Annotated in this window: 21 protein-coding genes and 1 riboswitch; of the genes, 13 read left to right on the forward strand and 8 right to left on the reverse strand. The window is 39.8% G+C overall.

Annotation, left to right across the window (positions count from 1 at the left end; translation table 11 throughout):
• Nucleotides 1-154 precede the first annotated feature (154 nt).
• The 6 genes from RTR43_RS01010 (at nt 155) to RTR43_RS01035 (ending at nt 6193) form a co-directional block, all read left to right on the forward strand.
• On the forward strand, nt 155-1741 hold the full coding sequence (locus RTR43_RS01010; RefSeq protein WP_312469011.1) for an ABC transporter substrate-binding protein: 1587 nt from the start codon (nt 155-157) through the stop codon (nt 1739-1741).
• A 160-nt stretch (nt 1742-1901) separates the two neighbouring features.
• Nucleotides 1902-2858, forward strand: coding sequence for an ABC transporter permease (locus RTR43_RS01015; protein ID WP_312469012.1), 957 nt, complete (start codon nt 1902-1904; stop codon nt 2856-2858).
• 2 nt (nt 2859-2860) lie between these two features.
• On the forward strand, nt 2861-3715 hold the full coding sequence (locus tag RTR43_RS01020; RefSeq protein WP_248735168.1) for an ABC transporter permease: 855 nt from the start codon (nt 2861-2863) through the stop codon (nt 3713-3715).
• Between the two features lie 18 nt (nt 3716-3733).
• On the forward strand, nt 3734-4738 hold the full coding sequence (locus RTR43_RS01025) for an ABC transporter ATP-binding protein (RefSeq protein WP_312469013.1): 1005 nt from the start codon (nt 3734-3736) through the stop codon (nt 4736-4738).
• Complete coding sequence (locus RTR43_RS01030; RefSeq protein WP_312469015.1) at nt 4731-5711, forward strand: ABC transporter ATP-binding protein; 981 nt, start codon at nt 4731-4733, stop codon at nt 5709-5711. Before RTR43_RS01025 ends, RTR43_RS01030 begins: the two co-directional genes overlap by 8 nt.
• A 20-nt stretch (nt 5712-5731) precedes the next feature.
• Complete coding sequence (locus tag RTR43_RS01035) at nt 5732-6193, forward strand: hypothetical protein (protein WP_312469016.1); 462 nt, start codon at nt 5732-5734, stop codon at nt 6191-6193.
• Here the strand turns inward: RTR43_RS01035 and RTR43_RS01040 are convergent.
• The 8 genes from RTR43_RS01040 to RTR43_RS01075 all read right to left on the reverse strand — a co-directional run bounded on the left by RTR43_RS01040 (nt 6183) and on the right by RTR43_RS01075 (nt 16574).
• Complete coding sequence (locus tag RTR43_RS01040) at nt 6183-6386, reverse strand: hypothetical protein (RefSeq protein WP_312469017.1); 204 nt, start codon at nt 6384-6386, stop codon at nt 6183-6185. The genes RTR43_RS01035 and RTR43_RS01040 overlap by 11 nt on opposite strands.
• Nucleotides 6387-6454: 68 nt before the next feature.
• Nucleotides 6455-7666, reverse strand: a complete 1212-nt coding sequence (locus tag RTR43_RS01045; RefSeq protein WP_312469018.1) for an MFS transporter — start codon at nt 7664-7666, stop codon at nt 6455-6457.
• Between the two features lie 15 nt (nt 7667-7681).
• Nucleotides 7682-8095, reverse strand: a complete 414-nt coding sequence (locus RTR43_RS01050; RefSeq protein WP_312469019.1) for a MarR family winged helix-turn-helix transcriptional regulator — start codon at nt 8093-8095, stop codon at nt 7682-7684.
• Between the two features lie 238 nt (nt 8096-8333).
• Nucleotides 8334-11783, reverse strand: a complete 3450-nt coding sequence (gene metH / locus RTR43_RS01055) for a methionine synthase (RefSeq protein WP_312469020.1) — start codon at nt 11781-11783, stop codon at nt 8334-8336.
• Complete coding sequence (locus RTR43_RS01060; protein ID WP_312469021.1) at nt 11761-13620, reverse strand: bifunctional homocysteine S-methyltransferase/methylenetetrahydrofolate reductase; 1860 nt, start codon at nt 13618-13620, stop codon at nt 11761-11763. The genes metH and RTR43_RS01060 overlap by 23 nt, the downstream gene beginning before the upstream one ends.
• A 2-nt stretch (nt 13621-13622) precedes the next feature.
• Nucleotides 13623-14810, reverse strand: coding sequence for a cystathionine beta-lyase (gene metC, locus RTR43_RS01065; protein WP_312469022.1), 1188 nt, complete (start codon nt 14808-14810; stop codon nt 13623-13625).
• The gene (locus RTR43_RS01070) at nt 14810-15922 is read right to left on the reverse strand and encodes a methionine biosynthesis PLP-dependent protein (RefSeq protein ID WP_312469023.1); all 1113 of its coding nucleotides are present in this window, start codon (nt 15920-15922) and stop codon (nt 14810-14812) included. The genes metC and RTR43_RS01070 overlap by 1 nt, the downstream gene beginning before the upstream one ends.
• A gap of 113 nt (nt 15923-16035) precedes the next feature.
• Nucleotides 16036-16152, reverse strand: a riboswitch (SAM riboswitch).
• A 59-nt stretch (nt 16153-16211) separates the two neighbouring features.
• A complete protein-coding gene (locus RTR43_RS01075; protein ID WP_312469024.1) occupies nt 16212-16574 on the reverse strand; it encodes a helix-turn-helix domain-containing protein in 363 nt (120 codons plus the stop codon).
• Nucleotides 16575-17141: 567 nt separating this feature from the next.
• Here RTR43_RS01075 and RTR43_RS01080 point away from each other — a divergent pair.
• The 7 genes from RTR43_RS01080 to RTR43_RS01110 all read left to right on the forward strand — a co-directional run bounded on the left by RTR43_RS01080 (nt 17142) and on the right by RTR43_RS01110 (nt 24465).
• On the forward strand, nt 17142-18965 hold the full coding sequence (locus RTR43_RS01080) for a polysaccharide biosynthesis protein (RefSeq protein WP_312469025.1): 1824 nt from the start codon (nt 17142-17144) through the stop codon (nt 18963-18965).
• A 14-nt stretch (nt 18966-18979) separates the two neighbouring features.
• Nucleotides 18980-19603, forward strand: coding sequence for a sugar transferase (locus tag RTR43_RS01085; RefSeq protein WP_312469026.1), 624 nt, complete (start codon nt 18980-18982; stop codon nt 19601-19603).
• A gap of 112 nt (nt 19604-19715) precedes the next feature.
• On the forward strand, nt 19716-20828 hold the full coding sequence (locus RTR43_RS01090) for a DegT/DnrJ/EryC1/StrS family aminotransferase (protein WP_396954521.1): 1113 nt from the start codon (nt 19716-19718) through the stop codon (nt 20826-20828).
• A 76-nt stretch (nt 20829-20904) separates the two neighbouring features.
• Nucleotides 20905-21654, forward strand: coding sequence for a YveK family protein (locus tag RTR43_RS01095; protein WP_312469029.1), 750 nt, complete (start codon nt 20905-20907; stop codon nt 21652-21654).
• Nucleotides 21623-22318, forward strand: coding sequence for a CpsD/CapB family tyrosine-protein kinase (locus tag RTR43_RS01100; RefSeq protein WP_312469030.1), 696 nt, complete (start codon nt 21623-21625; stop codon nt 22316-22318). Before RTR43_RS01095 ends, RTR43_RS01100 begins: the two co-directional genes overlap by 32 nt.
• A 36-nt stretch (nt 22319-22354) precedes the next feature.
• Nucleotides 22355-23119 carry a tyrosine-protein phosphatase gene (locus RTR43_RS01105; RefSeq protein WP_312469031.1) on the forward strand — a complete coding sequence of 255 codons (765 nt, stop codon included), beginning with the start codon at nt 22355-22357 and terminating at the stop codon, nt 23117-23119.
• 59 nt (nt 23120-23178) lie between these two features.
• Complete coding sequence (locus tag RTR43_RS01110; protein ID WP_312469033.1) at nt 23179-24465, forward strand: oligosaccharide flippase family protein; 1287 nt, start codon at nt 23179-23181, stop codon at nt 24463-24465.
• The last annotated feature ends 40 nt before the right edge of the window (nt 24466-24505 follow it).

Consider the following 24505-nt stretch of genomic DNA (forward strand, 5'->3'; position numbering starts at 1 on the left):
TTTAAAATTAACAGTTTTTTTTATTTACTAAGATTGTATTATCATGTAGAATAGACCAAGTAAAACATATAAGAATAGTAGGGATTATTTGTTTGAAAAATGAAACTATTATTCTTTTGTTTTGTATAAAAATGACAACTTAGGAGGAAAAACAATGGGGCGTAAAAATGTAAACATTCTTGTTGCGATGTTACTAAGTATTTTTCTAGTACTAGCAGCCTGCTCTTCAAATACGAAGGATAATGCTAACACGAAAAATACGAGTAAAGGCACAAATAAACCGGATACATTTGTTTATGGAATTGACGGGGATCCTGGGAACGCGGTAAACGTGATCACAACAGGTGACCGCTATGGTTTAATGGAAATCAAAGCTCTATATTCTCCATTATATATGTATAACGGAAAAGACAATGTGAAGTACTTTTTAGCGGAAAGCATGACACCATCAGCTGATTTCTTAACATATACAGCTAAATTAAGAAAAGACGTTAAGTGGCATGATGGACAGCCGTTTACAGCGGATGATGTCGTGTTCACATATGATGAAATGTTAAAAGAAGCAAACGGCGGCTGGGCGAGAAGCCAGCTTATTTTTAACAATAAGCCTGTAAAAGTTGAAAAAGTGGATGACTATACCGTTAAATTCGTTCTACCAGAAGTAAGTATGGGCGCATTTGAAGCATTAGGAAACATTTTCATCATGCCTAAACATATTTACCAAGGTGAAACGAACATTGCTAATAGCCCTAAAAATGCTACTCCTGTTGGGACAGGACCATACAAGTTCAAAGAGTATAAAGCAGGGGAAAGCGTTACGTTTGAAAAGAACGATGATTATTTCTTAGGAGCACCTAAAATTTCTAAAGTCGTTTACCGTATTATTATGGATGCAAATACGGCAACATTGGCTCTGCAAAAAGGGGAAATCAATTCATTGGCCATCCAGCCTGCAGACACAAGTAAATTTAAAAACAGCTCTAACGTAACCCTTAAGCCTTATGATGAAGGACGTATTGGTTATTTAGCCTTTAATTTAGGTTCTAAGACCGTTCAATCGAAAGAACTACGTCAAGCGATTGCATTCGGGTTGAATCGTCAAGAAATTAATACAGCAAGCTATGTATCAAGCGATTTTTCACAGCCTGCTTATTCATTCTTACCGAAAAAAGCAACTTATTTCACTGATGACGTAGAAAAATATAAATTTGATACGAAAAAAGCGAAAGACCTTTTAGCGAAGTCTGGTGTAACAGCACCGAAATTAAAGCTTGCCTTTATTGCAAATAATCCAATTCAGCAAAAACAAGCGGCGGTTATTCAGCAAGACTTACAAGCTGTCGGCATTAATGTAGAACTAGTTGGAATGGATGCAACTGCATTAACCAAAAAGTTGAAAAGCGTTCAGTCAGACTTTGATATGTATCTTAGTGGATATATCATGGGGATTGACCCAGATACATTTAATTCCTTGTTTGTAACAAATGGTGAGGCAAACTATATGCATTACAGTAATGCGAAAGTCGACGAGTTATTTAACCTAGGGCGTGTCGAGAAAGATGACGTAAAACGTAAAGCTATTTATGAAGAAATTCAAAAAATTATTGCTGATGACGCTGCCTTCTATCCATTAACAGAAAACAAACGTATCCTTGCGATTGATTCAAGAATTAAAGGAATTGATGAAGCTACGTTAGTACCAGTTTATACATTCGAGGATATGTCGAAGCTATCTTATTAAAAATTGAACATTAGTAGATAAAGATAAACAGTTGAGCTGTTTATCTTTATTTATTACTCAATAAGGATATAAAATGATAAATGGGTGTCAATAAGTCTCATTTATTAGATTGTAGATTTACTGTGCTTAAATATCGGGGAAATAAGGAGTGGGATCATTCTTGTTAAAATACATTTTTAAAAGGATAATGGGGGCAATTCCGTTGCTTATCATTATTTCGATTATTTGCTTTGGTCTTATCCAACTCGCTCCATATGATGCAGTGGATGCCATGACCACTCCGAATATGTCGGCGAAAACAATTGAGCTAATTAAAGCTAGATATGGGTTAGATCAGCCTGCTTACATGCAGTATTTTTATTGGATAAAAGGGATTTTGAGTGGTGAATGGGGCTATTCGATCGTGACCCATGAAAGTATCTCCCATAATCTTTCCACTCGTATTCCGAATACGATTCTGCTTGTTTTACCAGCCTACATTCTGGCATTAATCCTTTCTATTATTCTCGGGCTGTTCGCAGGAGCGAAAAAGGGGAAACTAATCGATAAAATCATTGATGGATATAGTTCATTTGGGATTGCGATTCCAAGCTTTTGGCTGGCCATGATCCTCGTGTTTATTTTTGGATACAGCTTAAATTTATTTCCAATTCTAGGGATGCACACAATCGGGAGTGAAGGCTCATTTCCGGATCTCCTCAGCCATATTGTGCTGCCTTGTACCGTTTTAACATTATCTTTCTTACCAGAACTCGTTCGCTATGTTCGATCATCGACAATCGGACAACTTTCAGAGGATTATGTTATGGTCCAACAAGCATATGGTGCAGGACCTACTAGTATTTTATTTAGGCATGTCCTTCGAAATGTGCTGCTTCCAATTATTACGATTGTCGGGATGAGCCTGCCAATGCTAGTAACGGGTGCAGTGGTAACAGAAACTGTGTTTGGCTGGCCGGGAATTGGGACGTATTTTGTGACCGCAATTCGTGGGTTTGACTATCCAATCGTTATGGCAATCATGCTGCTTTCATCAAGTCTTGTGATTATTGGCAATCTTGTTTCTGATATTTTGTATAGTATCGTAGACCCAAGAATTAAGGGAATGGGGGAATAAAGGTGGCCGTAAAGGAAAATAGAAAAATACACAAATTCAAAACTGAACTTAAACGCAATAAAACGGCTGCTTTCGCATTAGGCTTCCTGGTATTGATTATTTTGGTATCAGTCTTTGCCTTTTTATCGCCCTATCCTCCTAATAAAGTGGATGTCATGAATGTTCTTCAACAGCCAAACTCAAAACACTTGTTTGGGACTGATGAACTAGGAAGAGATTATTTTACAAGAGCTATTTACGGTGGGAGAATTTCGTTAACCGTTGGGATTTTAGCGATGCTCATTTCTACAAGTATCGGAGTGTTAGTTGGAACCGTGAGTGGATATTTCGGTGGACGCATTGACAGCATTCTAATGAGATTTGTTGATGTGATTTCCTCCATTCCATGGATGATTCTTGTGACAGTGGTTAGTATTTATCTTACCCCTGGTTTAAAAGCTATTATTCTAGTAATTGGCTTGTTTACGTGGATGAGTACGGCTAGGCTAGTTCGTGCTGAAACCCTTTCAATTAAAGAAAGAGAATATGTTTTATATGCAAAATCTTCTGGTCAATCGATTAGAAAAGTGATCTGGAAGCATATCATTCCAGCAGTATTGCCAACCTTCATCGTCGCTTCAACTGTAAGTATTGCCAATGCGATTATTATGGAATCGACACTAAGCTTTCTAGGACTCGGTATTCAGCAGCCATTATCATCTTGGGGAAGCATGCTCCAAAATGCACAAGGGAGCCTAGGGAATGCTCCGTATATGGCGATATTGCCGGGACTTCTTATTGTATTTACCGTGTATTCATTTAATAAAATGGGTGATGTCCTTAGGGCAGTTGTCGAGCCGAAGACGAGTGGGAAATAAGGAGGAGGTTCGAATCATATGGAAAACAACAGGAAAGAAAAAAATGTTTTATTAGACGTAAAGAACCTCCGTACCGCCTTTTATAACGGAGACTCAAAAATGGAAGTGGTCCGTGGAATTGATTTTACTGTTCAAAAGGGTGAAATTCTAGGGATTGTTGGTGAATCTGGAAGTGGAAAAAGTGTAATGGTGAAGTCCATTCTTGGTATTATTCCGAACAATGCTAAAGTAGATGCTGGTGAAATAGTCTTGGATGGAGAACACCTTGAAAGCTTATCGAAAAAAGAAAAAAGGGCGATTAGAGGCCGCGAAATCGCGATGATTTTTCAAGATCCGATGACAGCCCTGAATCCGTTAAAAAAAGCTGGCGATCATCTTGTTGAGTTATTAGTAAGAGTAAGAGGGATGAAAAAGAAGGAAGCAATAAATGAAGCGATTGAACTGTTGAGAATGGTCGGCATACCCTCGCCTGAAACAAGAGTGAATCAATATCCACATGAATTTAGTGGAGGGATGAGACAAAGGGTCTTAATTGCCATGGCGTTAGCCTGCAATCCAAAGCTGTTAATTGCCGATGAACCAACAACAGCACTTGATGTAACCATCCAAGCTCAAATTCTGGAATTATTAAAAAAACTGCAAAAAGAAAACGATATGTCCGTTGTCTTAATTACTCATGACTTAGGTGTTGTCGCAACGATTTGCAGTCGGATTTTAGTGATGTATGCAGGAAGGGTAATGGAAGAGGGAATGGCTCATGAAATCTTTTATTCTCCTAAACATCCGTATACGAAGGCCTTATTGAATTCGATCCCACGGGTCGATGGGGAAAAAACAAGATTAAAACCGATTAAAGGGTCTGCCCCATCGCTTCAAACTATTTCTAGCGGATGCCCGTTTGCTGATCGCTGTGAATTTGCATTTGACAAATGTTTCAAAGAGACCCCAGAATACCAAAGCTTCTCATCGACGCAAAAATCTATGTGTTTTCTAGCTGGGGAAGGAGCGAAGGTAGATGACTGAGTCAAGAAAAAAACTCGTTGAAGTTAAGAATCTCAAAAAACACTTTCCAATAAAATCCTCTTTTTTAAAAAAGGGAAATCAAGTGGTAAAAGCAGTCGATGATGTGTCGTTTCATATTTATAAAGGAGAAACATTTGGACTTGTTGGAGAGTCTGGCTGTGGTAAGTCTACATTAGGCCGCACCCTAAATCGTTTGTACGATGCAACCGCAGGAGAAATTCTATTTGATGGCAAGGACATTGCCAATCTTACTAATAAAGAACTTCAACCCTATCGAAAAAGAATGCAAATGATTTTTCAAGACCCATATTCATCGCTTAATCCGTATATGAATGTGGAAGAAATTATCGATGAACCATTGGAAATTCACACAAATCTCTCAAAAAATGATCGAAAAGAAATCATTATTGATATTTTGGAAAAAGTCGGTTTGAAGAAAGACGATATGGGGAAATTTCCGCATGAATTTAGTGGTGGACAGCGCCAAAGAATCGGGATTGCTCGAGCTCTTTCCATTAATCCAGATTTCATCATATGTGATGAGGCTATCTCCGCTTTGGATGTGTCTATTCAAGCACAAGTCATTAATATGCTAGAAGATTTACAGGAAGAGATGAATCTTACCTATCTGTTTGTTGCTCATGACTTATCAATGGTCCGCCATATTTCCGATCGGATTGGTGTTATGTATCTTGGTAAAATGGTCGAGATTTCAAAAAGCGATGAGTTATACAATAAACCGTTGCATCCATACACACAAGCATTATTGTCTGCCATTCCTATTCCAGATCCGATTAAGGCTCAGAACAGTAAGCGTGAAATCATTTCGGGAGAACTACCAAGCCCAATCGAAATGGAAACCGGTTGTCGGTTCCGCTCCAGATGCCCATTTGCAAAATCCATTTGCGCTGAAATAGATCCGGAATTGAAGCAAGTGGATGATGAGCATCTTGTCGCCTGCCATTTATATTAATTGTAATAGGAGTGAATAGGATGGAAAAGGTTAAATTAGCGCTAAATTATGCCCTCATGCTTGAAATGATGAAAGCAAAAGGATTTAATAATGCAACAATCGTCGCTCTCTTGAATGAGGGGGATGAAGAAATACTTGAAAGCAATGGTGAAGGAATTCCAACATGGAAAACACTGGTTGACTATTATCACCTGAACAAAGAAAAATGCCACCAAGCACTCAGGGGAGAATATGAAATTTCCTTTTTGACGAAGGGGGCCCTCAAATCCTTATTGTCAATCAAGTTTGGGATGGAGGAAGGCAAGGATTTCGTCGATACTGGTGAATTTCTAGACCAAGTAAAAATCACTAGTGAAAACCTTGAAGCATTACGTGAAGTGATGGCGAAAAATTGGACAATTTTTTTACAGGAAGAAAATATCGATCAAGATACACAAATGATTAAAATTGAGCTCACCCATAAACCCGTTTTTAATAGATAAAATAAAAAGAACCATCGTTTCCGTCTAGGGATTGATGGTTCTTTTGTTTAAATTGATATAAATGATCTTTTTTCGTCTTAGTCATTCTTGTTCTCAGATCTGTAAAAGTAAACGGGCTCCGCTTCACTTCCGGATTCATTTTTCCTTCACGTGTGAGTTTTTCTCTTCGTTTTTTAGCTTTGGATTTTGCCATTAAAATCACTCCTCCATTAGGTTTCAATCCATTATATAACATTTGGAGGAGTTTTGTTTAGTAAAAATCTATATTTCTTGAATCTTCGCTTGCTGCTTTTTCACTTTTGTTATAAAAGCTTGCTTTCTTGTATGAAGGAAGTAATAGAGAACTGCTCCGAATAAAATATAGAACGAACAAAAGAAATATAAGGAACTATAATCCATTTTTGCCGCGATTACACCGACTAGGAAGGATCCAAGGGCAATCCCCGTATCATAGATGGATAAAAAGGTTGCAGTAGCCACTCCTCTTTTTCTAGGCTCAGCATCTTGAATAGCAATTGTTTGAAAGGTAGGAAAAAGAGTTCCCCATCCTAATCCAATCATTCCCGCTGAAAGAAGGAATGTGAAAACACCACTGCTTTGACTTAATATAAACATTCCAATGGCAAAAAGAATAATGCACGGAAAGCTAATAACATTAGGCCCATATTGATCCAGCCATTTGCCGGTAAATGGTCTTGAAATTAATAAAACAATGGCATAGACCACAAAGAATAGACTAGCAACGCTTGCTAAGTGAATCTCATGGGCATATATAGATACAAATGATAGAAGAGCTGAATATACGATTGCCATGAAGCTGCCTACAATCGCGATGGGAACAGCAGAAGCTTCAAAAAGGCTGTGGAATGAAAAGGTTGAAAGGACTTCAATTTTGCTAGGCTGTTCCGTTTTTGTGTGTTTGATACTAAGACCTGTAAGTAATGAACCGATGGCAACAATGACGCTAAGGCTGAACAAGATTTGGGGTCCCCATTGTTGGATGGCCAACAAACCAACGAATGGGCCAATGACCATTGCCATATTTGTTGACATAACGAAATAACCCATACCTTCACCTCTGCGGGAAGCAGGAATGATATCAGCCACGATTGTACCAACAGCGGTTGTCGCCATACCAAAGCCAATCCCGTGCAACAGCCGAATTACTAGAAAACCACTGATTGTTGTTGGAAAAAAATATAAGAGCGAGGCTCCTGCGAAAATGATTAGGGCTGATAATAGGACTTTTTTATTCCCGGCTCGTTCAAGCCATTGCCCAGCAAGTGGACGTGAAACAATGGCAGAAAGTAAAAATACCGTTGTCATGAGTCCCGCCATTGAAGAACTGCTATGTAATTCCTCCATTACATAGGATGGAAGAGTCACGAGCAGGATATAAAAAGTCAAAAATAGAAAAAAGTTACTTAAGGAAACGCTGATAAAATCTTTGCTCCAAAGTTTCGGTTTATTCATGAGATGCACTCCTTTTTATAATAGCTGCTGTAACCAGCTTTTTTGTAATTTGGAAAGGTCCTCCTGTGATGCCGCAGGAAATTCTTTCAGTAATCCCTGATTAACTTCATTCACAACACTTTCCCACTCCGGATATTGCTTCAAAGCCTCTTCCGTTAATTGGACATGCTTCTCTCGTTTATCTTTACCTGGAACTTGTCTTACGTATCCCTGTTTAACAAGACGTTGGATGGTGCGGGTCATTGGGGGAGCTTCGACAAACAGGTAATCACAAAGTTCTTTTTGGGTAAGTGAGCCGCTTTTTTTAAGGACAAAGATGACGGCCCACTGGGCACTGTATAATCCCAATGGTTTCAATGCTTCATTGAGTTTGTTGGTAAGATGACGTGATAGTTGATGCAGAGTATGGAATAATTCGTGGCTTAACATAGTTCGCTCCAATTTATTAAAATAGTTACCTAGGTAACTATATTGGATGAGTTGAAAAATGTCAAGGAATGTTCATTATTGGTGGAGACAAAGAACAGTTTGCAGGGCTTTTTTTTAATGGGAGGAATCCCTTCGGAGTTTGGCGGAATTCAAGTTTGGCGGAATTCCATGAGAGTTCGGCGGAATAAAATAAAAACTCCGCGGAATCAGCATAGAACTCCGCGGAATCGCCTAAACCTTATCTCAACACGTTAAAATACCTTGCTTCTGGATGGGCAAACACCATCGCAGTCACAGATGCTTCAGGTTCCATCATACAACCTTCTGTTAACTGAACTCCGATTTCTTCCGGTTGAATCAACTTGAACAATTTCTTTTGATCTTCTAAATCAGGACAGGCTGGGTAGCCAAACGAAAACCGCTGGCCTTGATAGTGAGCGGCAAACCGGTCCTGCATGGTAAACGTGAGCGGATCTGGGAATCCCCAACGATCGCGCATTTGCCGGTGAATTAATTCGGCAAAGCCTTCCGCAGTCTCCAATGCCAGGGCCTGAAGAGCGTGGCACTCGAGAAAACGACCTTCACTTTTAAATTGGTCGGCTTTTTCGCGAATCCCACTACCAGCTGTTACGGTAAAAAAGCCAACATAATCCATAATGCCACTATCAACTGACTTTAAAAAATCGGCTAAACAAAGATGCGGTGCCGATTCCTGACGCGGAAAATCGAATGTTTCAATAATAGTGTTCGAATTTTCTGGGTCATAAATAATCACCTTATTTCCATCCGATTGTGCCGGGAAAAATCGATAAACTGCCGCTGGAATAATCCAGTTGTTAGCACTGGCATCTGCAAGTAATTGATCAACCACTTCTTTTACCTTTACTGCTTTTTCATCTTGGTCAGCAAGTAATTTAGAAATTTTCCCTTTCACACCAAGATGATGTCCTATCAGCATTTGCATGTTGATATACGGTTCAATATGGGAAAGTGAATAGGATTTTAGAATATGTCTCTTTGTATCCATTGGCGTAAAGACCGGTACCTCTGTTGAAACGGAGGGCTTTACTTTAACCGCGACAGTCACAGCCGACCGGCTTGGTAATTCGATAGGAACATTTATTGCTGCCAACTTCTCATTTTTTTCATCGAGAAGCTTTTGATGTTCCTCTGGTGATTGCAACTGATTGGCAAGCGATAGTCCTGTCATCGCATCCTTCGCATAAAGAACCAGTCCATCGTACTCTTTGGCAATTTTCGTATCCGTGAATTTACGTGATAGGGCAGCTCCGCCAACTAAGATGGGCAATGAAATTCCCGCTTCCTTCATATCCTGTGCGGTTAAGACCATTTGCTGCGCTGATTTCACGAGTAGCCCTGATAACCCGACGATATCTGGTTTTTCTTCATGAATGGCTTGAACCAGCTCTGTGGGTGACACTTTAATTCCTAAGTCGTGCACATCATACCCGTTATTACTAAGGATAATGTCAACTAGATTTTTCCCGATATCGTGCACATCGCCTTTTACTGTTGCTAAGATTACTTTTCCTTTTGTAGATGAAACATCGCCTTTTTCCATATGCGGCTCTAAATGTGATACCGCCGCTTTCATCACTTCTGCACTTTGAAGAACTTCTGCGACAATTAATTGGTTGTCATTAAATAGACGGCCAACCTCTTTCATGCCATCCATTAATGGTCCATTAATAATAGTAAGCGGGGCTGGATAGGTTTCAAGCGCTAAATCTAAATCCGGCAGCAGGCCTTCTTTTGTACCCTCGACCACATAATAGGCAAGCCGTTCTTCTAAGCTCATATTTGGAACGATTATCTTTGATTCCTTCTTTTTTCCTCGGTAAAATTCAGTAAAAGTTGCAAGTGTCTCGTCTGTTGTTTCAAAAAGTAGGGACTCTGCTAATTGAACTTCTTCCTTGGAAATAGAAGCAAACCGTTCCAGCTTTTCGGTATTAACAATCGCATAATCAAGTCCAGCCTGAGTACAATGATAGAGGAAAACGGAATTCAAAATTTCCCTCCCCACCGGAGGCAGTCCGAAAGAAACATTACTAACTCCGAGAATCGTTTGGACCTCAGGAAACTGCTCCTTAATTAACCTGATTCCATCAACCGTTGCTTTAGCAGAACCGATATATTGTTCATCACCCGTACCAACCGGAAAAACAAGCGGGTCAAAGATAAGATCCTGTGGTTTTAAGTGGTATTTATTGACTAGCAGGTCATAGGAGCGTTTGGCAATCGCCAGCTTTCGCTCAGCCGTAACTCCCATACCTTCTTCATCGATGGTGCCAACAACAACTGCAGCTCCATATCTATGAATTAATGGCACAACCGCCTCAAAGCGTTCCTCTCCATCTTCAAGATTAATCGAATTAATAATCGCTTTTCCCTGTGAATATTTAAGTGCTTTTTCAATGACTTTTTCATCTGTAGAGTCGATGACAAGTGGAACCTTGATTTTCTTGACCACTTCTTTAATGAAATTTTCCATATCAACGATTTCATCACGGTCTGGATCGGCAAGACATAGATCAATCACATGGGCACCGCCTTTGACCTGTGCTCGCGCAACTTCGGAGGCTTCTTCAAATTTTCCTTCAGTGATTAATCGTTTGAATTTCCGCGAACCAATGACATTAGTCCGTTCCCCAACCATTATCGGTCGGAGCGTGGGATCGTCGTAAATAAAAGGTTCAATCCCAGAAACCATATGAAGAGGAGATGGTTTGACTTCTCTTGGTTGAAAATCTTTCATCGCTACTGCTAACGCCCTTATGTGTTCAGGCGTCGTACCACAACAGCCACCAACAATATTAAGCCAGCCGTGAGCGGCAAAATCAGAAAGCTTTTTCGCCAACGTTTCTGGTGTCTCATGATAATGGCCTTCCTCATCAGGCAACCCTGCATTCGGATAACAGCTGACAGCAGTAGAGGCGAGATTGGCGAGTGAGCGGACATGGTCCTGCATAAATTCTGGGCCAGTTGCACAATTAAGGCCCACAGCAACAGGATTCATATGCTCGACCGAAATATAAAACGATTCAATCGATTGGCCGGCAAGCGTTGTCCCCATTGGCTCAATCGTCCCTGAAATAAACAACGGTAGTGTTTTTCCTGTTTTTTTAAAAGCGTTTTGAATTCCAACATTTCCAGCTTTGACATTTAGCATATCCTGGCTTGTTTCAAGGAGGAGCAGATCCACTCCGCCGTCAATCAAGCCAATTGCCTGTTCCTCATATGAGGAAGCAAGGGCATCAAAGGTGGTTCCACCGGTGACACTTAATGTTTTCGTTGTCGGCCCCATTGAGCCTGCGACATAACGGGGCCAATCATCAGTGGAGGCCTTCATCGCTTCTTTGACAGCAAGCATGGCGGCAATTTTATTGATTTCATAGGCTTTAAATCCCAGTTCATATTCATCGAGGACAAGGCTCGTTGCCCCGAATGTATTGGTTTCGATAATGTCAGCACCGGCATGTAAATATTCGCGGTGAATATTGGCAATAACAGAGGGGGCAGTTAAATTCAGGTATTCATTACAGCCATCATACTGCTCACCGCCAAAATCCTCTGCTGTAAGCTCAGCTCTTTGCAGCATCGTTCCCATGGCACCGTCCATGATGAGGATGCGTTTTTTTAGTTGATCAGGAAATGATGTTTTCGACATAGCTGTGCCCCCTTAATTCACTAGCACGCTGTCTTGCATAAAGGGCTAGCTCGGTAGTTAATTCATAACGTAAAAATGGAGTGATTAAATAAATTCCGTTAAATAATTCTAATGCTGCATCAATGAGGGACTTAGTAATTTCAATGCCTTCCTTAGCCGCTTGAAGCGGGTTATCATGTAGCTTTGCCATCTGGTCGCGTATGGAATCCGCAATTTTGATGCCAGGCACTTCATTATGAAGGAATTCAGCATTCTTACTGCTTATTAGCGGCATTAGGCCAATATAGATAGGTGCATGAAGATGTTTCGTATTTTCATAGATTTCAATTAATTTTTCCTCTGAAAAAACTGGCTGGGAGATAAAGTAATCAGCACCCAAGTGGATTTTTTTCTCCAGCCGCTTCACCGTTTTTTCGAGTGAGCGAACATTCGGGTTAAAGGCTGCTGCGATGCTGAAAGCCGTTTTTTGTCCTAAATCCTTTCCAGAAAAAGAAAGCCCTTCATTTAACTGCTTTATCATTTGAATTAGCTCAAACGAGGAGACATCATAAACGGACGATGCACCTGGGAAATCGCCAACTCTTGCCGGATCACCGGTTATTGCTAGAACATCATTCAAGCCAAGAGTGTGAAGTCCCATTAAATGGGATTGCAGGCCAATGATATTTCGGTCTCGGCAGGAAATATGAATGAGCGGGCGCAGCCCTAATTCTGTTTTAACCAAGTACCCTAATGATTCGTTTGAAATCCTTACTGTCGCAAGCGAATTATCCGCGAGTGTTAAAGAATCAATTCCCGCTTCTTTTAATGCTTTAGCCCCTTCGAAAAACTTTGTCGTATCCAGCTTTCTAGGAGGATCTAATTCGACGATCACCGAAGGTCTTTCTTTGACGACTTCCTGAAGAGGGATGTACTCCCTTTTAACAGCAGATTCAACGATAACTTTCTTTGGTTTCAATTTTACAACCTTTTCCGTAACAGGGACACTATTCTTTAATTCGGCTGCAAAGGCTTTAATATGTGCCGGAGTGGTGCCACAGCAGCCGCCAAGAAGACGAACCCCTTCATTTCGGAATGCACGAGCGGACTGGCGAAAATAATCGGCGTCACCCTCATAATGAAACTTCCCGTCCGTATAGGTGGGCAGACTGGCGTTCGGATAGGCAGATAGAAAGGCATGCTTCGGAAGTTCAATCTGTTCGAGCGTTACGAGCATATGATGTGGCCCGAGCCGGCAATTAAGCCCAATGACATCGGCACCAAGACCCTCAAGTCTCTTTAAAGCCTCATTAACTGGTGTTTGATTTTGTAAAATTCCCGGCTCCTGATGGGATAGCTGTGCAATTATTGGAAGCTTCGTTTCCTTCCTCGCAATAGTAAGAATGATTTCAAGCTCTTCTAGGTCGTAAAAGGTCTCCAGTAGTAGGCCATCTACCCCTTCAAGTAATAGACAATATAATTGTTCGCGGAAGCTGCGCTTTAATTCTTCGATTGAAATGGAATCAGGCTTAATCCCCCGATTACCTCCAATCGTTCCAAGCACATATGCATTATTTTGTGCTACATGTTTGGCATTGCGGACGGCAGCGCTGTTTATTTCCTTCACCGAGTCTTCAAGTCCATAACGTTGGAGCTTGAGATAATTTCCTGCATAGGTATTTGTTTGAATGACATCCGCGCCGGCATCAATATAGGCTTTATGAATATTTTGGATTTGCTCTGGCTGAGATAGATTTAGCTCCTCAAAACAGCAATCTGTTCCATATGAATAAAGGAGAGTACCCATGGCTCCATCGGCAATTAAGATTTGATTGTTTAATTTTTCTAAAAAGCTCATTGTCATTCTCCCCGTTCAAACACTAATCGTTTCTGGTTGATTTGCTCGAGGGCCTGGGAAAAATCCTTCATCAAATCATCCGAATTTTCCAAGCCAACGGATAAGCGCAACAGACTATTTTTTATTCCACGTTTCTCTCTTTCCGCCTGTGGCATGGCAGCATGGGACATTTTAGCCGGATACGATAAGATCGACTCAACCGCACCAAGGCTGACAGCAAAGACAGGTATTTTTAAGTTAGCAAGAAAAGTTCGAAGCGCATCTTCGTCAGCCAATTCAAAGGATAGGACAGCTCCCGGACCACCAGCCTGATCTTTCTGAATTTGATATTGTGGATGACTGACAAGGCCTGGATAATATACTTTTTCTACAAGCGGATGAGCATCTAAAAATTCTGCTAGTTTTAAAGCTGATTTTTGCGATTGCTCCAAGCGAACGTGAAGCGTCTTTAGCCCTCTTAAGACGAGCCATGCATCTTGAACCCCAAGGATGGCACCGAACCCATTTTGCAAAAATCCTAATCGTTTCGCCAACTCTTCGTCCTTTACGACGGCAAGTCCTGCTACCACGTCACTATGCCCTGATAGAAATTTAGTCGCACTATGGAGGACAACATCGACCCCTAACGCTAATGGTTTCTGTAGGGCAGGGGTGAGGAAGGTATTATCGAGATAGGTTATCGCATCGATTTCCTTCGCTAACTCGCAAATGGCCCTAATGTCCGTGACTTTCATTAATGGGTTAGACGGTGTCTCCATATAAAAGGCTTTTGTATTTGGTTGAATCGCTTCCTTTACAGCGGCTATATCCGTCATATCGACAAATGTATGGTCAATTCCAAACCGAGGAAGCACTTGTGTAACCATACGGAACGTTCCGCCATAAACATCTTCTGTAATGACAATATGGTCTCCTGCAGAAAGCAGAAGGAATGCCGTCGAAATCGCGGCCATACCTGAAGAAAAGGCAAATCCTTTTAACCCGCCCTCGAGTTCCGCAATCACATCTTCAAGTGCTTCCCTTGTCGGATTTAAACTACGGCCATAATCGTACTTACCAAACTGATCGAAATCCGCTTGGTGGAAGGTAGAAGCATGTTGGATTGCTACACTTACAGCCCCCGTAGTTGGATCGACTTTGTGCTGATTATGAAGGAGTTTTGTTTGAAAGCTATATTCAACGCGAGCCATTAGGCAATCACTCCTTCTTTCATTTTAGCTAAAGCATGATCCAGATCTTGGATTAAATCGCCGGCATCTTCAATTCCAACTGAAAAACGTAATAAACAATTGTCGACACCTTGCTGCAGGCGAATTTCTTCAGGAATATCTGCATGGGTTTGCGTCGCTGGATAGGTAATTAAACTTTCTGTTCCGCCAAGGCTTTCAGCAAAAGTAATTAGAGCGATATTTTGAAGGAATGGATTTACCCATGCTTCTTCTTGCAATCGGAAGGACACCATTCCTCCTTTACCAGGGTAGAGAACATCTGCAACACTTTCATGTTTGGAAAGGTATTCGACAATCGCCTTTGCATTTTTCTCATGGCGTTCCATCCGAAGCGCCAACGTTTTCATTCCGCGCATTAACACCCAAGCATCAAACGGACTTAACACACCGCCGGCACCGTTATGATGAAGGGTTAATCCTTCACAAATGTCTTTTCCCTTGGCAACGATAAGGCCCGCCAGCACATCATTATGGCCGCCTAAATACTTTGTCGCGCTATGGATGACAATATCTGCTCCAAGCGGGATGGGCTGCTGCAATAACGGAGTATAAAATGTGTTGTCAACAATCAGTAAAGCACCGTGTCTCTTAGCAATTTCTGAGATTACGGCAATATCTGCTTGCTGCATCAGGGGATTTGTGGGAGTCTCTAGAAAGATGGCTTTTGTTGAAGGAGTAATCCTACGTTCGACCTCTTCCGGACAACATGTATTCACATATTGCGTCTTTAATCCCCACTTCTTAAATCCTTGTTCTAACAAACGATAGGTGCCCCCATATAAATCTTCGCTCACTAACCATTCATCACCAGATTGGAACAAAGAAAGCACCGTGAAAATGGCCGCCATACCAGAACTGCATGCAAATCCTTGTTCACCGTGTTCTAAATCAGCAATAGCCTTTTCAAGAATTTGTCTTGTGGGGTTTCCAGTCCGAATATAGTCAAAGCCAGTCGATTGCCCAATTCCCGCGTGGCGATAGGCTGTTGAAAAATAAATCGGGGGATTCACCGTTCCAGTCACAGTTTCACTGCGATTTCCAATTTGCGCCAGTTTCGTTTCGATTTTGTACATGCTGCACACTCCTTTAATGATGAGAATGGCCAACCGCAGTGCCGACGCTTTTGCAACAGAAAAAAGCCTTCTATAAGAAGAAGGCTTTTGTAAATACGACCAAAGCGTCATTCTTCTTATCTCACAAATTAGCAAACTAATTTGCAGGACTTAGCACCTTTTCAATGGACAAGCCATTGATGGTTGCTGAGGCGTCGCAGGGCCATTCCCTCAACCTCTCTTGATAAGAAATCAATTATTTAGATTATTTATAAAACTTACTACAAGGAAGGCGGTGTGTCAATCGGTTTTAATCAAACTTATTGTTTTTTTCCCAGTTTTTAAATTTAATAAAATTTATATATTCGATAAAATCTTCTTTATTCATACCATCGATAATAGCCTTTTCGATTATTCTCTTCCACTCTTTGTCCAGAAGTTCTTTCCCGTTCGCATTCAATTGTGATTCCAAATGATCGATTTCAGTCAATAAATATTCAATTGAAACATGTAACGGCTTGGCAATCTTCATTAGAAAATGTATGGAAGGATTTTTATTAAGGCTCCGCTCGATATTGCTCAAATAGGATTTAGAGACATTGGCAAGGTCAGCAAGCTCCGTAAGGGTATATCCCTTTTGCTCTCGTACTTCTTTAATTCGTGTTCCAATCATAGGCCTCTCCTTTTAAACAAATTTAATGTGTATGTATAAAAGATTGCGTAGCTATCGGCAGCGAATTGTTCAAATAAATATTATGCAACTATGTCATATTACTGATATTATAAACCACAATTCGTTCTCTTTAAAGAATTAATTTGCTGACTTAAGATAAATTTTAATTAACAGATATATTTTCCTAGTGCGTAAATAATATATAGAGGAATGATATTTCCTATTAAACCGCTAAAATTCAATGGTTAGACAGTCTTTTTATAAACTGAATGGAATTATTATTATTGAAATGTAATAAAAATAATAAATTGACTTGTTCTTTATAAAGAATTAAGATTGGGGTATACAAATTTTCTTTTGGTGATGCCTTCTTACCGCTATCAATGAAGGCACTCGGTCATACTGTGGGTTCATAACCTTAGACGCTAGTCGTCAAGAGTGTGATGTGAGGAGGGGTTAGATGCCCCAAACCAATTGATTAATGGTTTTGATGATAATGGCTATGAAAGCCGCTATAATCAAAGCTTTTAATCTTTTAAAATGAATAGAAATTAAAGGGGTGAGAAAATGACCTATTGGCAAAGGATGCCTATATTCTTTTTGGTAGATTCATGTATTGTCATAACAGCCATTTTTATCAGCAGTTTCTTGGTCGATGCTACTGCTTTTGTCAGTAATGTTCCAATGATGGTCATCACATTATCCATCTTGATTAGCCACCATTTGTTTTCGTTAGCTTTTAGGCTGTATAAAAAGGCTTGGGAATATGCTAGTGTCGGAGAATTATTAATTATCTTTAAAATTGTGACATGTTCAATGCTTTTGACCGTATTACTAGCACAGCTGCTCCTCCATGAGATTCCCATTAGGCTGCTGGGTGTAACGTGGTCAGTTAATATCTTGTTAATTGGCGGTTCGCGGTTTTGCTGGAGAGTGTACCGAGATTCCTTTATGAACAAAAACCAGAATAAAAAACGAACACTCATTGTTGGGGCTGGTTCAGCAGGCGCAATGGTCGCCAGGCAGCTGATAAAAAGTCAAGAGGCCAATCTTCTTCCGGTAGGATTTATTGATGATGACATTCATAAGCAAAAATTAGATATTTTAGGTATACCAGTTCTCGGCGGGGTAAGCTCCATAGTGGAGAAAGTTCAAAACTTGCACATTGAGAACATTATCATTGCCATCCCTTCCTTAAGCAGAAAAGAGTTAAATATTATTTTTCAAGAATGTGCAAAGACTTCTGCAAAAACGCAAATCCTCCCGATGCTTGAGGATTTAGTAACAGGAAGGATATCTGTTAGTCAGTTCCGTGATGTCCAAGTGGAGGATCTTTTAGGCAGGGAACCAATTAATTTGGATATTGCAGCGATATCAAAATACATTACCGGAAAAAAAGTGTTGGTAACCGGTGCGGGGGGGTCGATTGGATCGGAAATTTGCCGTCAGGTTGCTATTTTTTCACCTGAACAATTGATTCTATTAGGGCACGGTGAGAATAGTATATATTCGATTGAAATGGAACTAAAGGAATCTTTCGGAGAATCAACGATTGAATTTATAACGGAAATTGCCAATTTGCAAGATGCTGCAAAAATGGCAGCAGTGATGAGAATGTATCGGCCGGATGTTGTCTATCATGCGGCTGCACATAAGCACGTCCCGCTGATGGAACACAATCCTGAAGAGGCAGTGAAGAATAATGTCATTGGGACCATCAATGCAGCAAATGCTGCCAGCTTGAATGGAGTTAAAACATTCGTGATGATCTCGACTGATAAAGCTGTTAATCCAACCAGCGTCATGGGGTCTACGAAAAGACTGGCCGAAATGATCATTCAGTCAAAGGATAGAAGAAGCAATACCAAATTTGTGGCTGTTCGGTTTGGCAATGTCCTAGGAAGCAGCGGCAGCGTTATTCCATTATTTAAAAGGCAAATAGAAAAGGGTGGTCCTGTTACGGTTACACATCCTGATATGATCCGTTATTTCATGACGATTCCTGAAGCTTCAAGACTTGTCATCCAGGCTGGGGCCCTTGCCAAGGGTGGGGAAATCTTTGTGTTAGATATGGGAGAACCGGTGAAAATTGTTGATCTTGCCAAGAATTTAATCAAATTATCCGGAAATTCTGTGGATGAAATCGGAATTGAATTTACCGGGATAAGACCTGGGGAGAAGCTTTTCGAAGAACTATTAAAAGAAGATGAGGTACATGAAGAACAAATCTATCCAAAAATTTATATTGGCAAAACCTCCGAACTTTTTATCCAAGAAATCGAAGAATTTATTTTAACCTACTCTAACCTGAATAAAGAGGAAATTAGGGAAAGCCTTTTATTTCTAGCCAATCATAAAGAGGAGAAACAAAAATTGTCAGTCTTAATGTAAGGGGAGGTAATTGCATGAAGCGAATGTTGGACGTTCTTATTTCATTGTCATTATTAGCTATTTTTTCCCCAATCATTTTATTCATTGTCATTTTGGTCAAATATAAACTTGGCTCTCCAATCATTTTCAAACAGCTTCGACCTGGATTGAATGGGCAGCCGTTTTACCTACTTAAGTTCCGAAGTATGAATGAACGGAAGGATAGCAATGGGCAGCTTCTGCCTGATTTTCACCGACTGACTCCCTTTGGTTCCTTTTTAAGGAAGTATAGTCTTGATGAACTCCCACAACTTATTAATGTGTTAAAAGGTGATGTAAGCTTGGTTGGGCCTAGACCATTATTAATGGAGTATCTTCCATTATACACAGAAGAACAGGCAATGAGACATCTAGTTAAACCGGGAATTACGGGATGGGCCCAGGTTAATGGGCGAAATTCGATTACTTGGGAAGCGAAATTCGAACTTGATGTTTGGTATGTAAATCATCAAACACTGTTACTTGATTTGAAAATTTTAGGGTTAACCATAATAAAGGTTGTTCGCCCAAAAGACGTTAACCAAGCTGAAGATGAACCAATGGCCTCATTTACGGGAACAGAAGCACAAGAAAAAGAGAGGCAAGAATATATATTGTAAATAGTGAAACCAGTCCTATTCTTATAATTTACTAGATTTATGATATGAATTGGAGGTGAAGGATTTGTTGCAAACAGCTAAGAAAAGTAGAATTTTTCTTTCTCCGCCACATATGAGTGGAACTGAGATGAAATACATCAACGAGGCGTTCGAATCCAATTGGATTGCTCCGATAGGACCGAATGTAGATGCCTTTGAAAAGGAAATTGCAAGTTACGTAGGAGCTAGTGGAGCCGTTGCAGTCAGTTCAGGAACTGCGGCCATTCATTTGGCTCTTTCTTTATTAAATGTGCAAAAAGGAGATACTGTATTTTGCTCAAGTCTTACCTTTGTAGCGACTGCTAATCCAATCCTCTATCAAGGTGCTGAGCCTGTCTTCATCGATTCGGAACCAGACACTTGGAATATGTCACCATCAGCACTGGGAGAAGCCTTTAAGCAAGCGGTTTCAGTCAATAAATTGCCAAAAGCTGTAATTATCGTGAATCTGTATGGACAGTCTGCCAAGATGGACGAACTTGTGGCTATTTGTAAAAAATATGCGGTTCCTCTCATAGAAGATGCAGCAGAATCACTTGGTTCCAGGTATAAAGAAAAATCAAGCGGGACCTTCGGTGAATTTGGTGTCTATTCATTTAATGGCAATAAAATTATTACTACTTCTGGCGGGGGAATGCTCATTTCTAATAATATTGAAGCGCTAAGTAAAGCACGGTTTTTAGCAACGCAAGCAAGAGACCCTGCACCACATTATCAGCACAGCCAGCTTGGGTTTAACTATCGAATGAGCAATATCTTAGCTGGGATAGGAAGAAGCCAGCTACAGGTATTGAAAGAGAGAGTCAATGTAAGAAGGGCTATCTTTAATACCTATCAACAAGAATTAGCAGGTTATCCAGAAATTTCCTTTATGCCGGAGTTGGATAACACGGTATCAAACCGATGGCTGACGGCGTTAACCATAAATGAGGAAAAAACGGGCGTGTCGATATCCGAATTACTTGCTTTACTAGAGTCCGAGAATATTGAAGCAAGACCTGTATGGAAGCCGCTGCACATGCAGCCGCTTTTTGAAAAGTATCAATACTATCCGCATTCCACGAACAAGAGCATCTCTGAAGAACTTTTTCGAAATGGAATCTGCTTACCTTCAGGTTCAAATATGACACAACAGGACCAAATGAGAGTAATCGACTGCATTAAGCAAACTTTGAGTGAAATATAATAGTAAGATAATCTTTTTATCGAAAAAGCGAATTTGCTGTGGTTTCAAAATTGAATAAAGTGGTCCGGAGGGCAATATGGAGGAAACAATAAGTTTACTAGATATATTTACAATTCTAAAAAAACGCTGGAAGCTAATTTTTTCTATAACAGTATTAGCAGGGTTGATAAGTGCTTCAATTTCATATTTTGTGATGACACCTGTCTATCAGGCATCAACGCAAATCCTTGTAAATCAGAAAAATCTGGAGAATCAACTGGACTACTCTTTATTGCGAAGTAACGTAGATTTGATTAATACGTATAGCGTGATCATCAAAACTCCCGCCATCCTGAGTAAAGTCGTTAACAAACTTGATTTTCCAAAAACGGTGGAGGAACTCAATCAAAGTATTACGGTTAACAGCCAAGAAAATTCGCAAATATTTTCTTTAGTGGTTAGGGATTCAAATGCTGCAAACGCAGTAGAAATTGTTAACACCATTTCAGAAGTTTTTCAAACGGAAATCCAAAATATTATGAGTGTCAATAACGTGAGCATTCTTGCGAAAGCAGAATTAAAGGAAAATCCTGTTCCCATTAAACCAAATCCAATATTGAATATTGCCATCGCGGTTGTAGTTGGTTTGATAATTGGAATAGTAATGAGCTTCTTGATTGAATTTTTAGATAATACACTAAAGGATGATCACGATGTTGAAACATACCTTGGACTGCCGGTGCTAGGGTCTATTAAGAAAATGTCTCATTCAGAGAAAAAGGCAAGAAAAGATTCCAAAATGCAAAAGATTGGAAGTGAAACGATTGTCCCGCAAGGTGAAAAATAAAGCTAATCGATCTGTGAATTTAATTGCACAATACAACCCTAAATCGCCGATAACCGAGCAGTACCGGCTTATAAGGAACAATTTGCATTTTTCCTCAGTAGATAAAGAAATCAAAACAATAGTTGTAACCTCTCCTGAACCTGGTGATGGGAAAACGACAACCGCTGCCAATCTTGCCATTGTACTGGCCCAGCAAGGAAAACAAGTATTGCTTGTCGATGCAGATTTAAGGAAACCATCTGTTCATTTTACCTTTAACGTCAGTAATATAGACGGGCTGACCAGCATTCTCACAAAGGTAATTGAAATAGAAACAGCAATCACGAAGACAAATGTTCCCAATTTAGACCTTTTAACTAGTGGACCTACTCCCCCAAATCCTTCAGAACTATTAGGTTCAAAGACTATGGAACTAATTATAAAAGAACTTAAGGAAGCGTATGAGTATATCGTCTTTGATACACCGCCCTTACTTGTGGTCACAGATGCCCAGATTATGGCAAGTAAAAGTGATGGTGTTGTAATGGTGGTTGCAAGTGGAAAAACTAAAAAGGATCGAGGGATCAAAGCGAAAGAGTTAGTAGGAAAAGCCAACTCTCAATTGCTTGGTGTCGTTGTCAATGGAGTGGATAGCAAAAAGGATAATTATGGCCAATACGGTTAAAGGCTATTTTACTAATAGTATAGGGAGATTGTATGAATGATAGATATACATTGTCATATACTTCCGTGGATTGATGACGGTCCTTCGCAGCTTATTGAGTGTTTAAATATGGCGAATTCTGCAGTAACAACAGGAATTTCCCATCTATTTGCAACACCACATCATCTAAACGAACAATATGAAAATTCAAAGAGTGTTATTTTGGAGAGGACAATTGAGTTAAAAAGGCATTTACTACAGGAGAATATTCCCCTTACCGTTCATCCAGGGCAGGAAGTAAGGATTCACCGGGAATTATTCCATTCACTTGAAAGGGATGAAATCCTGACACTTGACAATGAAGGTAAATACTTGTTATTAGAGCTTCCATTTGGGGAAGTTCCGACGTATACCCGGGAAATGGTTTATGAACTGTTAGTGAGAGGGATTACACCAATTATTGTCCACCCGGAAAGAAATAGAGGATTTATTGAGGATAACAATCTATTATTTGAATTGGTTCAAGAAGGGGCCTTGACCCAGCTTACATCCGGAAGTATTATCGGTCATTTTGGGAAAAAAGTTAAATCCTTTTCGGAAACAATCATTGAACATAATTTAGCGCATTTTATCGCAACCGATGCCCATAATTGTAGTTCAAGAGGTTTCTCACTTCATGAAGCGTATGATGCAATCACAAAAACATTCGGAATCAATTATACCTTCAATTTTCAAGAAAATACGGAACTGCTTATCCTTGGTCAGCATCTTCACATTGAGAAGCCGATTCCAATTCGTAAAAAGATATTGGGGCTTTTTTAAACTAATTCTATTAGAGTACTTTTTCACCTATAAATATGCCGATTGCGAGAAGGTAAGCTATGTTAAAAAAACTATTAAAAAATGATTTTTTTAAAAATGTCTTTACTTTATTTACTGGTACAGCAATTGCACAGGTTTTACCTGTTGCCATTACTCCGATACTGACGCGGATATATGGACCAAAGGAGTTTGGTGTTTTTGCAGTCTACACTGCGATCGTATCTATTCTGTCTGTTCTTTCTACAGGAAGATATGAATTAGCGATCATTATCCCTGAGAAAGACAGTGAAGCGATTAATGTAGCCGCTTTAGCCGCTGTTATTAATGTATGTATCTCTATTTTTATTTTCCTTATTTTTTTAATTGGCGGAGAAAACCTCGCTAATCTATTCGGGGTCAATGAACTGGGTATTTGGCTGTATTTTATCCCTGTTTCCTTAATAATATTGGGATTTTACGCCATCATCTATTATTGGTTTAACAGACGGAAAATGTATAAAGTGATGTCCGTTAATAAAGTCATTCAACAGGCGGGGATCGGCACCGCGAATATTAGCTTTGGCTTTGCAACCAATGGCATAGGACTTATTTTAGGAACGATCATTGGGCAAGCTTTTGCCTTGTGGTTAATTATCAAAAGGCTGTTGAACAAAGAGAAAATGATCATGAAAGAAATATCGAAGAAAGAGATGATACTGCAAGCAAAGAGATTTGCTAATTTTCCGAAATACTTTACTTTTGCACACACACTAAACGTCTCATCAAGAAATCTGGCAAATATTCTGTTTTCAAGTTTTTTTAACGCACTAACAGTCGGATATTTTACCCTTACCCAGAGAGTATTAAGTTTACCGGTCTCTCTAATCGGAACGGCTATTACCGATGTTTTTAGACAAAATGCAGCAGAAGAAATACAAATAAACGGGAATTGCAAAAAGCTGTATATAAAATCCTTTAAATTGCTATTTTTACTGGCAATCATTCCCTTTACGCTACTGTATATTTTTAGTCCGTGGCTTTTTTCCTTTGTGTTTGGCGCTGAATGGGCCGTTGCCGGAGAATATGCACGTTTAATGATGCCAATGCTGTTTTTTCAATTTATTACTAGTCCATTAAGTACTTTATCGATCATATTAGAAAAGAATAAATATGAGATTATTTGGCAAGCTGCACTCTTTATTTCTACTACCAGCAGTCTTGTTATTGGCTATAAGGTGTTCAATTCCATCAAGGCTAGTATCATCCTATTTACAATTGCCTACAGCATTATGTATATCATAGATGGATTTATGACATATCGTTTCGCCGTTAATGGTAAACCTAATCCTGAAAAACTTGAGGGATAAAACAATTAAAAGAAAGTGTACCTCCTTAAAAAGGGCTGGC

The organism is Neobacillus sp. (assembly GCF_031988165.1).
GTDB lineage: Bacteria > Bacillota > Bacilli > Bacillales > Cytobacillaceae > Neobacillus > Neobacillus rhizosphaerae.

Bases quoted from the DNA above. Each gene is read 5' to 3' on its own strand.
- RTR43_RS01010 (WP_312469011.1), top strand. From the start codon at position 155: ATGGGGCGTAAAAATGTAAACATTCTTGTTGCGATGTTACTAAGTATT.
- RTR43_RS01095 (WP_312469029.1), top strand. From the start codon at position 20,905: ATGGAGGAAACAATAAGTTTACTAGATATATTTACAATTCTAAAAAAA.
- metH (WP_312469020.1), bottom strand. From the start codon at position 11,783: ATGTCGAAAACATCATTTCCTGATCAACTAAAAAAACGCATCCTCATC.
- RTR43_RS01030 (WP_312469015.1), top strand. From the start codon at position 4,731: ATGACTGAGTCAAGAAAAAAACTCGTTGAAGTTAAGAATCTCAAAAAA.
- RTR43_RS01110 (WP_312469033.1), top strand. From the start codon at position 23,179: ATGTTAAAAAAACTATTAAAAAATGATTTTTTTAAAAATGTCTTTACT.
- RTR43_RS01035 (WP_312469016.1), top strand. From the start codon at position 5,732: ATGGAAAAGGTTAAATTAGCGCTAAATTATGCCCTCATGCTTGAAATG.
- RTR43_RS01040 (WP_312469017.1), bottom strand. From the start codon at position 6,386: ATGGCAAAATCCAAAGCTAAAAAACGAAGAGAAAAACTCACACGTGAA.
- RTR43_RS01075 (WP_312469024.1), bottom strand. From the start codon at position 16,574: ATGATTGGAACACGAATTAAAGAAGTACGAGAGCAAAAGGGATATACC.
- metC (WP_312469022.1), bottom strand. From the start codon at position 14,810: ATGGCTCGCGTTGAATATAGCTTTCAAACAAAACTCCTTCATAATCAG.
- RTR43_RS01080 (WP_312469025.1), top strand. From the start codon at position 17,142: ATGACCTATTGGCAAAGGATGCCTATATTCTTTTTGGTAGATTCATGT.
- RTR43_RS01060 (WP_312469021.1), bottom strand. From the start codon at position 13,620: ATGAGCTTTTTAGAAAAATTAAACAATCAAATCTTAATTGCCGATGGA.
- RTR43_RS01105 (WP_312469031.1), top strand. From the start codon at position 22,355: ATGATAGATATACATTGTCATATACTTCCGTGGATTGATGACGGTCCT.
- RTR43_RS01070 (WP_312469023.1), bottom strand. From the start codon at position 15,922: ATGTACAAAATCGAAACGAAACTGGCGCAAATTGGAAATCGCAGTGAA.
- RTR43_RS01045 (WP_312469018.1), bottom strand. From the start codon at position 7,666: ATGAATAAACCGAAACTTTGGAGCAAAGATTTTATCAGCGTTTCCTTA.
- RTR43_RS01085 (WP_312469026.1), top strand. From the start codon at position 18,980: ATGAAGCGAATGTTGGACGTTCTTATTTCATTGTCATTATTAGCTATT.
- RTR43_RS01050 (WP_312469019.1), bottom strand. From the start codon at position 8,095: ATGTTAAGCCACGAATTATTCCATACTCTGCATCAACTATCACGTCAT.
- RTR43_RS01025 (WP_312469013.1), top strand. From the start codon at position 3,734: ATGGAAAACAACAGGAAAGAAAAAAATGTTTTATTAGACGTAAAGAAC.
- RTR43_RS01090 (WP_396954521.1), top strand. From the start codon at position 19,716: ATGAGTGGAACTGAGATGAAATACATCAACGAGGCGTTCGAATCCAAT.